This window comes from Actinospica robiniae DSM 44927 (genome assembly GCF_000504285.1).
Classification (GTDB): domain Bacteria; phylum Actinomycetota; class Actinomycetes; order Streptomycetales; family Catenulisporaceae; genus Actinospica; species Actinospica robiniae.
In genome coordinates this window covers 457377-471005 of record NZ_KI632511.1, presented here as the reverse complement: position 1 = coordinate 471005, position 13629 = coordinate 457377, and the positions used below count along the sequence as shown (strand labels likewise).

General features: G+C 69.0%; 15 protein-coding genes and 1 pseudogene. 8 read left to right on the top strand and 8 right to left on the bottom strand.

Features of this window, described 5'->3' with window-relative positions; all coding sequences use genetic code 11:
• Positions 1 to 552, top strand: a complete 552-nt coding sequence (locus ACTRO_RS01950; RefSeq protein ID WP_211244047.1) for a fluoride efflux transporter FluC — start codon at positions 1 to 3, stop codon at positions 550 to 552.
• A complete protein-coding gene (crcB, locus tag ACTRO_RS01945) occupies positions 549 to 917 on the top strand; it encodes a fluoride efflux transporter CrcB (protein ID WP_034260736.1) in 369 nt (122 codons plus the stop codon). The genes ACTRO_RS01950 and crcB overlap by 4 nt, the downstream gene beginning before the upstream one ends.
• A 51-nt stretch (positions 918 to 968) precedes the next feature.
• On the opposite strand, the gene ACTRO_RS01940 is transcribed toward crcB, so the two are convergent.
• The gene (locus ACTRO_RS01940) at positions 969 to 1394 is read right to left on the bottom strand and encodes a class F sortase (RefSeq protein WP_051450157.1); all 426 of its coding nucleotides are present in this window, start codon (positions 1392 to 1394) and stop codon (positions 969 to 971) included.
• A gap of 176 nt (positions 1395 to 1570) precedes the next feature.
• On the opposite strand from ACTRO_RS01940, the gene ACTRO_RS01935 reads away from it, so the two are divergent.
• Positions 1571 to 2260 carry a class I SAM-dependent DNA methyltransferase gene (locus ACTRO_RS01935; RefSeq protein WP_034260734.1) on the top strand — a complete coding sequence of 230 codons (690 nt, stop codon included), beginning with the start codon at positions 1571 to 1573 and terminating at the stop codon, positions 2258 to 2260.
• A 7-nt stretch (positions 2261 to 2267) separates the two neighbouring features.
• Here ACTRO_RS01935 and ACTRO_RS01930 read toward each other — a convergent pair whose 3' ends face one another.
• The 4 genes from ACTRO_RS01930 to ACTRO_RS01915 all read right to left on the bottom strand — a co-directional run bounded on the left by ACTRO_RS01930 (position 2268) and on the right by ACTRO_RS01915 (position 5222).
• Positions 2268 to 3446, bottom strand: a complete 1179-nt coding sequence (locus tag ACTRO_RS01930; protein WP_034260733.1) for a GDSL-type esterase/lipase family protein — start codon at positions 3444 to 3446, stop codon at positions 2268 to 2270.
• An 84-nt stretch (positions 3447 to 3530) separates the two neighbouring features.
• Positions 3531 to 4100, bottom strand: a complete 570-nt coding sequence (locus ACTRO_RS01925) for a WHG domain-containing protein (RefSeq protein ID WP_034260731.1) — start codon at positions 4098 to 4100, stop codon at positions 3531 to 3533.
• Between the two features lie 91 nt (positions 4101 to 4191).
• On the bottom strand, positions 4192 to 4758 hold the full coding sequence (locus ACTRO_RS01920; RefSeq protein ID WP_245594275.1) for a hypothetical protein: 567 nt from the start codon (positions 4756 to 4758) through the stop codon (positions 4192 to 4194).
• Positions 4759 to 4790: 32 nt separating this feature from the next.
• Complete coding sequence (locus tag ACTRO_RS01915) at positions 4791 to 5222, bottom strand: organic hydroperoxide resistance protein (protein ID WP_034260729.1); 432 nt, start codon at positions 5220 to 5222, stop codon at positions 4791 to 4793.
• 107 nt (positions 5223 to 5329) lie between these two features.
• Between ACTRO_RS01915 and ACTRO_RS01910 the strand changes: the two genes are divergently transcribed.
• Complete coding sequence (locus tag ACTRO_RS01910; protein ID WP_051450156.1) at positions 5330 to 5965, top strand: TetR/AcrR family transcriptional regulator; 636 nt, start codon at positions 5330 to 5332, stop codon at positions 5963 to 5965.
• Positions 5966 to 6016: 51 nt separating this feature from the next.
• Here the strand turns inward: ACTRO_RS01910 and ACTRO_RS01905 are convergent, their stop codons facing one another.
• A complete protein-coding gene (locus tag ACTRO_RS01905; RefSeq protein ID WP_034260726.1) occupies positions 6017 to 6949 on the bottom strand; it encodes a bestrophin family protein in 933 nt (310 codons plus the stop codon).
• A 614-nt stretch (positions 6950 to 7563) separates the two neighbouring features.
• Between ACTRO_RS01905 and ACTRO_RS01900 the strand changes: the two genes are divergently transcribed.
• A complete protein-coding gene (locus ACTRO_RS01900) occupies positions 7564 to 8778 on the top strand; it encodes an IS4 family transposase (protein ID WP_051452265.1) in 1215 nt (404 codons plus the stop codon).
• Between the two features lie 1311 nt (positions 8779 to 10089).
• Here the strand turns inward: ACTRO_RS01900 and ACTRO_RS01895 are convergent.
• Entirely contained in the window at positions 10090 to 10776 is a 687-nt protein-coding gene (locus ACTRO_RS01895; protein WP_245594274.1) for a thaumatin family protein, read from the bottom strand.
• Here ACTRO_RS01895 and ACTRO_RS49375 point away from each other — a divergent pair.
• Both ACTRO_RS49375 and ACTRO_RS01890 read left to right on the top strand, forming a co-directional pair.
• Positions 10760 to 11038 (top strand): hypothetical protein, encoded by a 279-nt coding sequence (locus ACTRO_RS49375; RefSeq protein WP_245594273.1) that lies wholly within the window; start codon positions 10760 to 10762, stop codon positions 11036 to 11038. The genes ACTRO_RS01895 and ACTRO_RS49375 overlap by 17 nt on opposite strands.
• A 168-nt stretch (positions 11039 to 11206) precedes the next feature.
• Positions 11207 to 12196, top strand: a complete 990-nt coding sequence (locus ACTRO_RS01890; protein ID WP_157435649.1) for a thaumatin family protein — start codon at positions 11207 to 11209, stop codon at positions 12194 to 12196.
• A 45-nt stretch (positions 12197 to 12241) separates the two neighbouring features.
• Here the strand turns inward: ACTRO_RS01890 and ACTRO_RS01885 are convergent, their stop codons facing one another.
• Positions 12242 to 13402 carry an epoxide hydrolase family protein gene (locus tag ACTRO_RS01885; RefSeq protein WP_034260722.1) on the bottom strand — a complete coding sequence of 387 codons (1161 nt, stop codon included), beginning with the start codon at positions 13400 to 13402 and terminating at the stop codon, positions 12242 to 12244.
• 63 nt (positions 13403 to 13465) lie between these two features.
• Between ACTRO_RS01885 and ACTRO_RS51265 the strand changes: the two are divergent.
• A pseudogene (locus ACTRO_RS51265) lies at positions 13466 to 13570 on the top strand (DUF4259 domain-containing protein); the annotation flags it as partial.
• Positions 13571 to 13629: the final 59 nt, after the last annotated feature.

The window sequence follows — 13629 nt, the reverse complement described above, 5'->3', positions numbered from 1 at the left end:
ATGCGCCGCGACGATACCGACCAGGTGGTCGACGGGGAACAGACGATGCCCCTGGACCCGGACATCGACCAGCTTCCCGACCCCTTCGCGTCCTCCGGGACCCGCGGGGGCAACCCGCCGCGCCCGCGGATCCTCGCCGCCATCGCGATCGGCGGCTTCGTCGGCGGTCTCGCGCGCTACGGACTCGGCCTGGCCTTCCCCGCAGCCCACGGCACGTTCCCGGCCGCGACCTTCGCCATCAACGTCTCCGGCTCGTTCATCCTGGCGCTGCTCATCGTGCTCGTCCTCGAGGTCTGGTCGCCCACCACCTACGTCAGGCCGCTGATCGGCACCGGGTTCTGCGGCGCCTACACCACGTTCTCGACCTGGATGGTCGGGGTCGACCAGCTCGTCTCCGCCCACCGCCCGGCCACCGCCGCCTGGTACCTCGTCGGCTCGCTGATCGCCGGACTCGCCGCCACCAGCCTCGGACTGACCTGCGGACGAGCCGTGGCCGCCCACCGGCGCAGGCGCGCGCAGACCGCCGCGGCGACGGAAGGGGCCAGCGCATGATCCTCGCGGTTCTGGTGAGCCTCGGCGCCTCCTTCGGCGCCGTCTCGCGCTACCTGATCGACCAGGCCGTCACCCGCAGCCGGGCCTCCGCGTTCCCGGCCGGCACCTGGGTCATCAACATCACCGGCTCATTCATCCTCGGCCTGTTCACGGGCCTGGCCGCACACCACGGCCTGCCCGTCGACGTCGTCACCGTCGTGGGCACCGGGGTCTGCGGCGGCTACACCACCTTCTCCACCTTCAGCTACGAGACCCTTCGCCTGACCGAGGACGGCTCCGGCCTCCTCGGTCTCGGCAACATCGCCGCCAGCCTCACCGCCGGACTCGCCGCCGCAGCCCTCGGACTCGGCGCAGCCCTGCTCTGATCCGGCGCCGAGCGGCACATCGACTCGATCGGGCTCGATCGGCTCGACCGATCAGAGCGGAACGGCTGTGGCGATCACGTTGTCCCGGTAGGTGTTGCCGTATCCGGGGACGTAGTCGACCGGGCCGCCGCAGGTGACGATGACCAGCTTGCGCGGCCCGGCCGTACCGGCGAACACCCAGGACGGCAGCTCGGTCTTGGAGACGACGGTGAGACCGGTGACCCGCCATCGGGGGACGTGCCCGGAGGCGTCGGACGCGTAGACGAGGGTGCCGGGTTGGACCCGGTAGAGGTCGTACAGCGTCCCAGTGCCCTGGCCGGTGTAGTCGACGTGCCCTGCGAGCAGGGTGGTGCCCTGGTTCGGCGGTCTGCCGTTCGGGCCGGACAGCTGCCGAGAAGACGATCGGCGAGAGCGAGCCGGTGCCCGAGAACGCGGTCTCCTCGACTCGGATGTGGTGGATGGTGACGTTGCCGGCATCCGCCGCGAGCTGTAACAGACAGAGAGCGATCATATGTGAAGAGAAGTCAGATAATGGACATATCAGCGTGGTCTGTCCGAGTGATTCTCCGAGGGCTGCGAGCGAGTCTCCGCGCGGGCTCCCGTCCGCCGAGCCGGGCGCGCTCTGTCGGAGCGCGCCGCTAGCCTCGGGGCCTGTGACCGCGTCTGACGAACCCGAATACCTCGCCGCCACCCGAGCGGCCTACGACACCGTCGCCGCCGACTACACGACGCTCCTGGCCGACGCCTTGGACACCAACCCCTTCGACCGCGCCGTGCTCACCCTCTACGCAGAACTCGTACGTAGCGCGGCTCCCGGCGACGCCGCACGGGTGGTCGAGATCGGCTGCGGGCCGGGAAGGATCACCGCGTACCTGGCGGAGCTGGGTCTGGACATGCTCGGCATCGACCTCTCCCCCGCCATGATCGAACAGGCGCGGCGGCGCCATCCCGACCTCCAGTTCCAGGTCGGACAGATGACCGCGCTGGACCTGCCGCCGGGCGATGCCGCCGGCCTGGTCGCCTGGTACTCCCTCATCCACATCCCACCCGGCGAGCACCCCGCCGTACTCACCGGCTTCCGCCGGGTACTCGCACCCGGCGGCCACCTCCTCCTGGCCTTTCACGCCGGAGACGAAGGCCGCCACATCACCGACGCGTACGGCCACAGCGGCCTGGCCTACGACGCATATCGCCTACATCCCGAGCGCCTGGAGCAACAGGCTGTCCAGGCCGGATTCATACCGGTGGCCCGGCTCACCCGCGAACCGATCAGCACACCGATCGGGGCCGAGACGACACCCCAGGCCTACCTGCTACTCCGCGCCGACGATCCACACCACTGAATCCGAGTCAGCCGGCCGTGGTCGCAAAGGGCCCGTTGCCCGCGAAGGCGAGCTTGGCGAAGTTCTCGGCGATGCGGCGGTGGCCTTCGGGGCCGGGGTGGATCGCGTCCGGCAGAGGGAACTGGTCGTGGTCGCTCTCGCCGTACAGGTCGAGTCCGTCGAGGTAGTGGAGGTTGGGGTCCTCGGCAGAGCGCTGCGCCACGATGTCGGCCAGGACGTCGCGGATGATCGTGAGCGTCAGCCGCCCTGCCGCGGTCTCGGCCGGATCACCGGTGGCCTTGAACTTCAGGGTTCCGTCGGAGAGGTCCGGCATGAGAGGTCCGGGGGTGTTCTCGTGCGTCGGACACAGGACGGGTGAGATCACGAGCAAGGGCGTGGTGGGGTGGCCCTCGCGGATGGTGTCGAGGAATCCGTGGATCGCAGGGGTGAAGGCGCGCAGGCGCATGGCGTCGCTGTTGACGACGTTGATGCCGAGCTTGAGGCTGATCAGGTCGGCGGGAGTGTCGCGCATCGCGCGGGCGGTGAACGGATCGACCAGCGCGCTGCCACCGAATCCGAGGTTGATCAGGTCCACCTCGCCTGCGGAGGCGGCCAGCGCGGGCCAGATGGTGCTGGGGAAGACGGCGTTGGAACCGTGGCTGATGGAGCTGCCGTGGTGCAGCCACACCCGGCGTCCGGTCTCCCGGGCCGACTCGATGGGGGCGTCGGTGTGCAGGGCGATGACCTCGGTGATCTCCCCGTGCGGGAGCCAGATCTCGATGTCCTTCTCGCCGGCCGGGAGGTCGGCGAAATGGGCGGTGCCGGCTGGGCCCGGCGTGAATTGCGCGGTCTGGGCCTGCATGTCGGTGATCGTGTGCAGATTCCCGCCGGCCACAGTGGCCTGGGCGGTGAGACGGCCGTCGACCAAGAGGTCGTAGACGCCGTCCGGCGGGGGCGGGAAACCCAGGTAGACGCGCTTGGTGGGCAACGTGTCGAGGTCGATGGTGGTGGCGCTGGTGCGGAACACCAGCCGGACGCCAGAGGGCTGAGCCTCGGCCACGGCTAACCGGTCGTCAGGCAGCTGTCGGCGCGCCCAGGCGGGCAGCCGGTGCGGGAGCAGGCCGCGGGCGGTCTGCTCCACGTCGAGGTGTCCGCGCAGGAAGTCCGCGGTGATGGGGGTGGTGACCAGGTTCTGCTCGGTGCTCATTGCTTCAAGCCTTTTGGTTCGGATGCGGGAGGTCTTGCCGGTCGTGTCGATCTGGGGTGCTCCGCCCTGCGCGACGCCGAACGGTCAGCCGGCGGATCGGCTGCGCAATGCGGCGTCGAGGGAGTCCAGGGTCCAGGCCCAGGACTCCTGCGAAGCGACATTCGTGTGGTCGAAAGCGCCGGCGGCCTCGAGAGAGGCGTAACCGTGGAAGACGCTGCCCAACATCCGAACCGCGTGCGTCTGGTCCGGTTCGGCCAGGTCGTAACCGCGCAGGATCGCCCGTGTCATCTGCGCGTGCCGGACACCCGCGCTGGCCGCGGCGGTCTCCGGGTCGAGCCGATACCGGGCTGCTTCGTAGCGGCCTGGGTACTCCCGGGCGTAATCCCGGTAAGCGTTCGCGAAGGCCGTCAGGGCATCCCTGCCTGCGCGTCCGGCCACCGCATCGGCGACGCGGTCGGCCAGTTCCGCCAGCGCGAACAACGCGATCCGGGTCTTGACCTCGTGGGAGTTCTTCACATGCGCGTACAGGCTGGCCGGCTTCACCTCGAAACGCCGGGCGAGGGCGGACAGGGTCACCTGCTCGAAGCCCGCTTCATCAGCCAGTTCCACACCGGCGAGCGTCAGCCGCTCAGGGGTCAGCCCAGCTCGCACCATAACCATCGCCCACTCTCGCTTTGCCTATAGCCATATTAGATCTACCTACAGGCTATAGGCAAATGGCGAGAGTGCGCCGGTCCGGGGCCCTTTACGCCGCCGCCCGCTGCACCAGCGATCTCAGGCGGAGGCCGGAGATGAGGAAGAAGATCCCGCCGAGGATGGCGTAGCCGCCTACTGCGGACATGTCGTGCGGGCTCTTCGACGCCTGGAGCAGGAAGCTGACGCCCGCGAGGGTGGAGATGCCGCCGCTCAGGATCTGCGGCACCTGGCCGCCGGAGCTGCGCCGCAGCACCGCCGTGACGAGCTGCGTGATCCCGGAGGCCGCGGCCCAGACACCCCAGACCGCGAGGGCGTCGGCTATGGACACCGATGACGCCCAGCCGAGCGCGATGGCGACGAGGACGCTGACCACGACATTGATCCGCTCCGCCGCCCCCGACCCGGGCGTGCGGCCCTGCGCGCGCAGCTGCCACAGCACGGCGGCCGCGTCGACGAGCGGATAGATGACCAGCAGGACGCTCAGCGGCCCGCCCGTGTGCTTCGAGCTCGGGAACAGCGCCACCGCCCAGACGAGGGCGAATGCGAACCGGATGAAGTACAGGCGGCTGAGCATCGCGTTGAACGGCGGCGCGGAGCTCGCGTCGGCGGCCGTCACGGTGATTTCTCTTTCACGGGGAACCGTCATGGTCAGGCGACAGTGGTGGTGAGGGTGACCGGCACGTTTCCACGGGTGGCGGCCGAATACGGGCACACCTCGTGCGCCGCGGCGGTGAGGCTTTCGGCGACATCACGCGTGATGCCTCCGCCGACGTGCACCTGCAGCGCGGCGGTCAGGGTGAAGCCGCCGGCCGCGGTGGGGAGGATCGACACCTCGGCGACGACGGTGGAGTCCACCAGCGCCACCTTGCGCTGAGCAGCCACGAGCTTGAGGGCCGAGTGGAAGCAGGACGACCATCCGGCCGCGAACAGCTGCTCCGGGTTGGTCGCTCCGCCGGGGCCTCCGAGCGACTTCGGCAGAGCGAGCGTGACGTCGAGGAGACCGTCGTCGGTCACCGCGCGACCTCCGGCGCGGCCTTCGCCCGTGGAGGTGGCAATTGCGGTGTACAGGGGTGCGGACATGCGCGTTCCCTCTTCTTTCGAGGTAGAGTTACTAGTACGTCTACATCGAGGACTCTAGACTTTCCGCAACGCCGGCGCAACCGGCCGGACCACGACGGGAGCTATCCATGCCAGCCGACTCCACCGGACCAGCGGCGCCTGCCTCGTCGGGGTCCGCCACGCGGGCGCGCATCCTCGCCGCAGCGAGCGAGCTGTTCTACGCCCAGGGCATCCGCGCCACCAGCGCCGACCGGATCATCGAGCAGGTCGGGATCACGAAGGTCACCTTCTACCGCCACTTTCGGACCAAGAGCGACCTGGTGGTCGCGTATCTGAAGGAGCAGGCGGCCGCGGAGCGGGCGTGGATGGATGCCACGCACCAGGAGGGCGATCCCGTGACGTCGCTGCGCACGCTCGCTGACGACATCGGTACCGCGAGCTGCCGTCCGGGGTTCCGGGGATGCGCCTTCATCAACGCGGCCGCCGAGTTCGCCGACCCCGACGACCCGGTCCGCATCGCCGTCGAGGATCACCGCCGATGGATGCTCGACAGATTCGCCGACATCGCCGCACAGGCTGACGCCCAGGACCCTGAGACCACCGCACGGGAACTGATGATCGTGCGGGACGGAGCAATGGTGAACGGCTACCTCGGCGACCCGGCAACCGTGGCCGTCGCCCTCACCGGCGCCTTCACTTCCATCATCACGGCCGCAGCGTCGCCTCGCCGCGAGCCGACCGCGGATACCCAAGAGGAAGACTGAGCGGCTGCTCGGCCCGGGACCCGGACCGAGCAGCCGGAAAAACGGCGGCTGCTACCAGAGATATCCGTCGACGGGCACGGGCTTCGCCGGGCGCTGCGGGACGTCGACGAGTTCGAGCAGGTCGCGCTCGAGGTTGGTGGCCAGGGCGGTGAGCGGCACGTCCTGGATGCGGTTGGCGAAGGGCTCCTCGGTGGAGCCGCCGACTCGTTCGACCATCCGGAAGAACAGCGCGATCAAGAGCGCGGAGGGGATGACCAGCCACCGGTAGTCCGTCAGGGCGCTGATCGCGGCGAAGGGGAACACCACGACGTAGCAGTGCACGAATGCGCGGCTGACGTAGTCGTGCGGGCGCGGAATCGGGGTGGTGCTCATCCGCTCGGCCAGGGCTTGCTGGGTGGAGAGCCCGGCCAGGGCGGACTCCATCTGGAAGTTGTCCAGGCCGCTGAGAATCCCGGCCGCGTAGCCGCGGAAGATGGCCTGGCTCTGCAGGCGGGCCAGCACGGCGGCACGGTTGTCCGCCAGGAGAACCGCGGACGCCTCCTCGGGCGGCAACAGGCGGGTGAGCTCGACGGCGGAGTCCTGGCCGCGCAGTTGCCGGGCCAGGCTGTGCGCCCAGGCCGCCTGGCGGTTGGCGATGTCGCGTTGCCAGGCGTGGACGACGTCGGGGTCGATCGAAGGGTCGGCGAGTTTGACGTCCGTGACGCTGCGCGCGACCCGGACCAGGTTGCGGGACAGGCCGGTGAGCTGAGCCCATATGCCGCTCGCCTCCCACCAGCGTTGATAGGCGGTGTTGGCGCGGAATGCGAGCAGGATGGCCAGCGCGGTGCCCAGGACGCTGGCGAGCAGCGAGGGCAGCGCGAGCCAGTGGATGCCGGCCCGGTCGACCAGGAGATAAGCCACCGTGGCGCTCCCTGCGGCGAGCGACAGGTCGAACCAGACGAATGGCAGAGTCCTGCGGACACTGAAGGATTCCTTGATAATCATCGGTTCATCCTAAAGGTTTTCGGCATCGCAGATCGCTGAGGAGCTCGCCCATCCCGCGCACGATCGGCACGCGCGTCCTCGAGGGTTGAGATGCTCCCGGCGAAGGCGCGCGCAGCAGGTCGTGGACCCGCCTATTGTGATTTGATGATCGGCTGAGCTCTGGTGGGGCGCGGGATGACGTGTCAGGTCAGGGTGTGGGCGGCCGCTTCGCGTCGCCTGGTTCGTCTGACCACCCGCCCACCCGTTGCGTTGGCGGGGCGGGCTGGAGTTTCAAGATCTCGCCTCCGGCGCGGGCCCTTCCCTCGGAGAGAGTGCCGGGCTCGTGTGGGTGCTGTTGTTGGTGGGGTGGGCTGGGGTTCGGGGTGGTGGGGTTGCGGGTGTGTGTTCTCTCCTCGGTTGGTCCCCGGAGGCAATCAGGGACCTGCCGGGAGGTCAAGCGGCGGCGGTTTCCGCTGGTGGCGGATTCTGCAGGGCGCCGCTTGACCTCCCGGCAGAACCCTGATCCAATGCCACGTAGCCTGGGTTGATCATGTGTGTGGCCTGGGTGTTGGGGGGTGGTGTCGTAGTCTTGGTTCGTGTCGGTGGACTCTGGCGTGGATCGCGGGCGTGTGGTGATGGATCAGGTTTCTCTCGGGGTGCTGGTCGAGGCGGTGCCGCGGTTCAAGGTGGATCAGGCCTTGAACGACGAGAAGATCAGGGCTCTGCGTTCGGATGGGAAGCTGCCGCCGCATGTGACGGCGTATCTGACGATGGCGATGGCGCTGTTCGCGCAGGATGCCGCGGAGGAGGTCGCCACGAGGGTGACCGGGTCGCTCGACGCGTTCGGGGTGTGGGACGCGTCCTGGGGCGTGCCGACCTCCTCCGGGATCACGCAGGCGCGTAAACGGTTGGGCCGTGATGTGCTGCGGCGGGTGTTCGGGTACTGTGCCGAGCCGGTCGCGGTTCAGGATGAGACCCGGGGCGCGTTCGCGTGCGGGCTGCGGGTGATGGCGATCGACGGGTTCGCGATGGACGTGCCCGACACGCCGGGCAACGCCGCGGAGTTCGGGTACTCCACGACCGGGGGCAACCCGTCCGCGTTCCCGAAGGTGCGGGTGGTCGGGATCACCGAGTGCGCCAGCCACTGCTTCGTCGACGCGCGTATCGGCCCGTACACCACCGGGGAGCAGAGTCTGGCCGCGCCGCTGCTCGCGCGCCTGGACCGGTCCTGGCTGCTCACGGCGGACCGCGGGTTCTACAGCTTCCCGGCCTTCTCGGACGCGGCCGAGACCGGGGCCGGGCTGCTGTGGCGGGTCAAGGCCGACCTGCGCCTGCCGCCCCTGCGGGTACTCGAGGACGGCACGTACGTGTCCGTGGTGATCGACCGCGAGATCCGCGGCGCACGGCGCGAGGCGATCGTGCGGGCCGCCGAAGCCGGAGAAGAGCTCGACCCGCACCAGGCCCGCCGGGTACGGGTGCTCCAGTACGACGTGCCCGACCGCGCCGGGCCCGCCGGCACGGAACTCATCTGCCTGATCACGAACCTGCTCGACCCGCAGAGCGCGCCGGCCGAGACCCTCGCGTACTGCTACCACCAGCGGTGGGAACAGGAGAGCGCGCACGACCAGCTCGAGACCGACCTGCGCGGCTCCGGGCGCGTCCTACGCTCGAAGCTACCCGACCTCGTCTACCAGGAGGTGTGGGCCTACCTCCTGGTCCACTACGCGATCAACGCGCTGATCTGCCGGGCCGCGACCGGCGCGGACATCGACCCGGACCGCGTCTCCTTCGTCAAAGCCGTGCGCATCGCGCGCCGTACCGCCACCGGTACCGCGCGCTTTTCCCCCTGAGCAGATGAAAGCCCCCGCCGCCCGCGCCGCCGCGCAACTGACCGCACCCGCCGCACTCAACCCGCCCCGCCGCGAACGCACCTACCCCCGCGCCGTCAAACGCATCCGACACAACCCCCACCGGGTGAAAAAGGCCACTGATACCGGCATACGGCACCCTGACCCGCCCACCATCCGGATCTTCCGCACCAACCCACCCGCCACCAGCGGCCGAACAAGATCAACATAAGCTACGTGGCATTGAACCCTGATCGGGCTTCGCCTGCCCGACCGAGGAGAGAACACACCCCCTGAGGTCCGGTGCGAGCTGCGCTCGGGCCGAGTCCTGTCCCGGGGCCCGGCCGCGCTCAATGCGGAAGAATCCTGCATCACCGTTCCAGACCGCCCTCTTCTTCTCTACTTCTTCAACGCCGGGGAACGCGCCCGAGTGCCCGGAAATCTCCATGATTTTACTTTTCCAGCGAAAGGCCTGATTCACGGTTTTTGTCGGTGGTGGCATCTAGCATGGAAGAGTACGAGGGTCGGGGCTTGTGACGTGAGAGTGGTGGACGGGGTGGCTGGGCAGGTGGGGCCGAAAGCGGTGCAAGATTTCCCCTCGGCGTTCGACCGAGTCGCGCGATCCTGCGCATTGGGTGCGCACCGGATGGATCGCACCGGGGCGATGCAGAATCCTTCCGCATCGGGCACGGCCGGCCTGCGGGATTGCGCCGCGAGATCCGGGATCGGAGTCGATCGCGACGACGCCATGCAGGATCCGACATCAAGCGCGCCCCGAGCACGCCGACCCTCCGCGCGGATCGAGCATCGGGACGGCCGGATCACGGCGATGCAGAATCCTTCCGGATCAGGCGCGACCAGGCCACGGGCCGGGACCCGGCCCGAGCGCAGCTCAGACTCGTCCCTCAGGGGGTGGGTTCTCTCCTCGGTCGGGCAGGCGAAGCCCGATCAGGGTCCTGCCGGGAGGTCAAGCGGCGCCATGCAAGATCGAGCATCAACGAGGGCCGTCCGCCGCTTGACCTCCCGGCAGGTTCCTGATTGCCTCCGGGGACCGGCCGAGGAGAGAGCACACCCCCGGCACCCGACCACCCCGAACCCCAGCCCGCCCCACCAAAGCCAGCACCCACACAGACCCCGGCACTCTCTCCGAGAGAAGGGCCCCCGCCGGAGGCGAGATCTTGAAACCCCAGCCCGCCCCGCCAACGCAACGGGTGGGCAGGGTGGGCAAGCGAAACTGAGGGCGGCGCGAAGCGGCCGCCCACACCCGACAGGCCAACTACACGCCACCAAAACCCAGCCGATCATAAAATCGCTCTAGGGTGTGATCCCAAAGGTGACGCGGTAGTCGCAGCCGCCGGAGCACGACATCGTCGCCGAGTCATCGAACGCGTAAGAGTACGCATAGGGTTCGGCAGCCTTGAACACGGTCGCGGCATGGTCGACGGGCCACTTCGCCGGATTGCAGTTCTCCCGTCCGGCCCACGCACCGGTGCAGCAGTACGCATCCCCGCCGAACGCGGCGCACGCGGTTTCGCAGGCGACGGCCTGGCCGCTCGACTTCACCTGCATCGCGCTCGGGCACGCCACCGCCTTCGTGCACTGGCCTTTGTAGCAGCCGTCCGCGCTGATCGGATCGGTCCCCTGGCGGTGGGTGGTGTTGATGTACATCGGCAGGTTCGAGCCGTCGACCATGCTCACGTCGTAGAAGTCCATGCCGTCCCAGGCGTCGAGGGTCAGTTCGGCGAGGGTCGCCGGCGTGGCGCCGGTGCCCTTGCACTGGAACGCTCCGCCGCAGTCGCCACTCGCGCAGTGCCCTGGTCCGGCGGAGTCGAACGAGCAGCCGGTGCGACCCCAGATCCGACCGCCCCAGTGGTCGTTCACCGTGAACGTGACGCTCTGGCCGGGTGCGAGCTTCCAGCCGGTGACCGGGATCGGATACTGGGCATTGGGATTCGTCGCGGCCCAGATCGTCTCGTTCCAGTCGTTGACGACGGTGATCACCCGCAATCCGGCCGCGGCCGCGCCTGCCGACGACGGCGCTGTGGCTTCAGCCGACGCTGTGCTGCGCGAAGGAGACGGGGACGCGGGCGTCGACGCGGACGGCGCAGTGCTCGCCGACGCCGAGGGAGACAGCGCTTCAGTCGGCGAGGCGGCGAGGGTGACCGTCGGCGAACTGTCGGCCGCCTCGCGCGCACCGTGCGGGCTGGAGGTGGTGAGCCAGACCGCTGCGGACAGCGCCACGACCAGCGCCACCGCCGAGTAGACGGCGTTGCGTCCGTTCCGCCGGGTTCTACGCTTCCTGTGTTCCATGGCACGGAGACTCCCAGCGCCGGTCCGGATTACCGAAATCCGGTGAGCGGCGGGAGGAATTCTCGTAATCCTGGGCGTGGGATCCGGTCTCCTGACCGAACGCACGGACGAAGGAGAGCGGATGGGCAAGTTGAGGAAACGCCACGTGGCCGGCGCCCTGCTCTGTGTGGCGCTGGCGGTGACGGCAGGAGCGCTCGTGGCGAAGGCACAGTCGGAACAGCCGCATCAGGACCAGGCCGCGTCGGCGCCCGTGAGCCCCGGCGTTGCTCAGACGTCGTTGTCGCCGTCGCTGTTGCCGACGCTCGCACTCTCGCCGCCACTCAGCGCCGCACCGTCGGCCTCGAAGTCGCGAACGTCCTCGCCGTCGCCCTCTCCATCTTCGGATGCTGCCGCACACGGCGTACCCGCCGGATGGCGGACACTGACCATGGTCAACCGGCTCGACCAGACGATCTGGCCCGCGATCGCGGCCGACCCGAAGCACCCTATCTCGGCCACCGGCTGGGTCCTGGCCCCCGGCGCGAGTCTCACGATCCTGATTCCCGACCACTGGGATGTGCGGCTGTGGGCGCGCACCGGCTGCGCGTTCAACGCGGCCGGCGTCGGCTCCTGCGTGACCAGCGGCTGCGGAAAGCTCCAGTGCGCCAGCACCTGGGGCGAGTTCCCCTCCACGCTCGCGGAGTTCAACCTGAACGCGTGGAACGGCATGGACTTCTACGACGTGAGCCTCGTCGAGGGCAACAACCTGCCGATGTGGATCAACAGCTTCGGCGGCACGTCCAAGGACAAGATCGACGCCAACGGCTGTTCGGCGGCCGGGTGCACCCGCGACGCGAACACGATGTGCCCGGCGCAGCTGCAGCGCGTCGCAAGCGGCCAGGTCGTGGCGTGCCTGAGCTCCTGTCTGGTCCTCAAGACCGACCAAACCTGCTGCACCGGCGCCTACGCTCCCCGCGCGGACTGCACGCCGTCGACCTGGCCCATCGACTCGGCAGCGGTGTTCAAGAAGGCCGAGCCGTTCGCGTACTCATACGTGGACGACGACGCGACCAGCGTGCTGACCTGCTCAGGCGAATGCGACTATCGCGTGACGTGGGGCGTGAGCCCGTGATCCCGGTCGCCGGGGAGGATCACCGGACAATCGCACGAGATCGGGTCACGCCAGCGTGCTGAAGAAGTCGCGCAGGTGTGAGGCGATGACGGCGGGTTCTTCGAGGGGAAGGAAGTGGCGGCCGCTCTGCGCCTCCCGCCAGGACCTGAGGTCGCGGTAGGTGCGTTGCGCGAACTCGCGGGGGTATGCGGCGTCCTCACGGGTGACGGTGACACCTGCGGGCACGGTGACCGCGGGCAGCGGCGGGGTGTGGGCGTCGTCGTAGTAGGGCTGGAACGAAGTGCCGATGCTCCCGGTCACCCAGTACAGCGTGATCACGGTGAGCAGAAGGTCCTTGTCGAAGCGGGACTCGAGGTCGCCGTCGCAGTCACCCCACGCGCGGTACTTCTCCACGATCCAGGCGGCGAGCCCGCTGGGCGAGTCGAGCAGCGCGGCGGCCAGCGTGTCCGGGCGAGTGGCCTGAACAGCGCTGTACGCCGAGTCGTCGTCCGGCTGGGCGGCCCGATCGGCCAGGTACGCGGTCTCGGCCTCGGACAGCGGCGGATGTTCGCGATCGACGGGGTGCAGGCACGGATGGTGGGTGTACATGCCGGCGACGAGGTTCGGGTACTGCGCCGCGAGGAAGTCGGTGACCTGGGAGCCCACGTCACCTCCATAGGCGCCGAACCGCTCGTACCCGAGCACCTCGGTCATGAGCTTCGCCCACGTCGCAGCCGTGTGGTCCGCAGTGGACGCAGATGGTCCGGGCGCCTCGGAGAACAGGAAACCAGGCAGCGACGGTACGACGACGTCGAACGCGACGGCCCCCGGCGGCGCACCGTGCGCAGCGGGATCGGCGAGCATGCGCGCGATCGTGAGCATCTCGACGAAGCTGCTGGGCCAGCCGTGAGTGAGGATGAGAGGCAGTGGCGGGCCCGAGCGGTCACCGGCGGCGCGCAGATGCACGAAGTGCACGAGCCGCCCGTCGACCTCGGCCGTGAACTGCGGAAACTTGTTCAGATCACGCTGACGCGCCCGCCAGTCAAACCCCTCGCGCCAGTACGCCACCAACTCCCGCAGGTAGTCGGGATCCGTGCCGGCGCACCAGCCAGTCGCTGACCGGGCGGGAATCCGACTCATGGCCAACCGAGCCGCGAGGTCGTTCAACACGTCGTCAGGAATGTTGATGGAGAACGGCTCCGGCACCGCATGCGAAACTTCCGTCATACAGAGCCACAGTAGGCGGCGGCACCGACAGAACCGGTTGGACCTGGCCTGGCTAGAACCTGAGCGGAGGAGGCTGTGGCGACCGCGGCCCTGATCGCGGCTCAGTGCCCGGGTGGCAGACCGGTCGACACCGTCTATGGGCCGAAATCAGGCACAGGCCTACGAGGCCGGCCAGGACGATCGGAGCCTGCTGCGGTACGTCGGCGAATCCGTTCTGCGCGATGCCG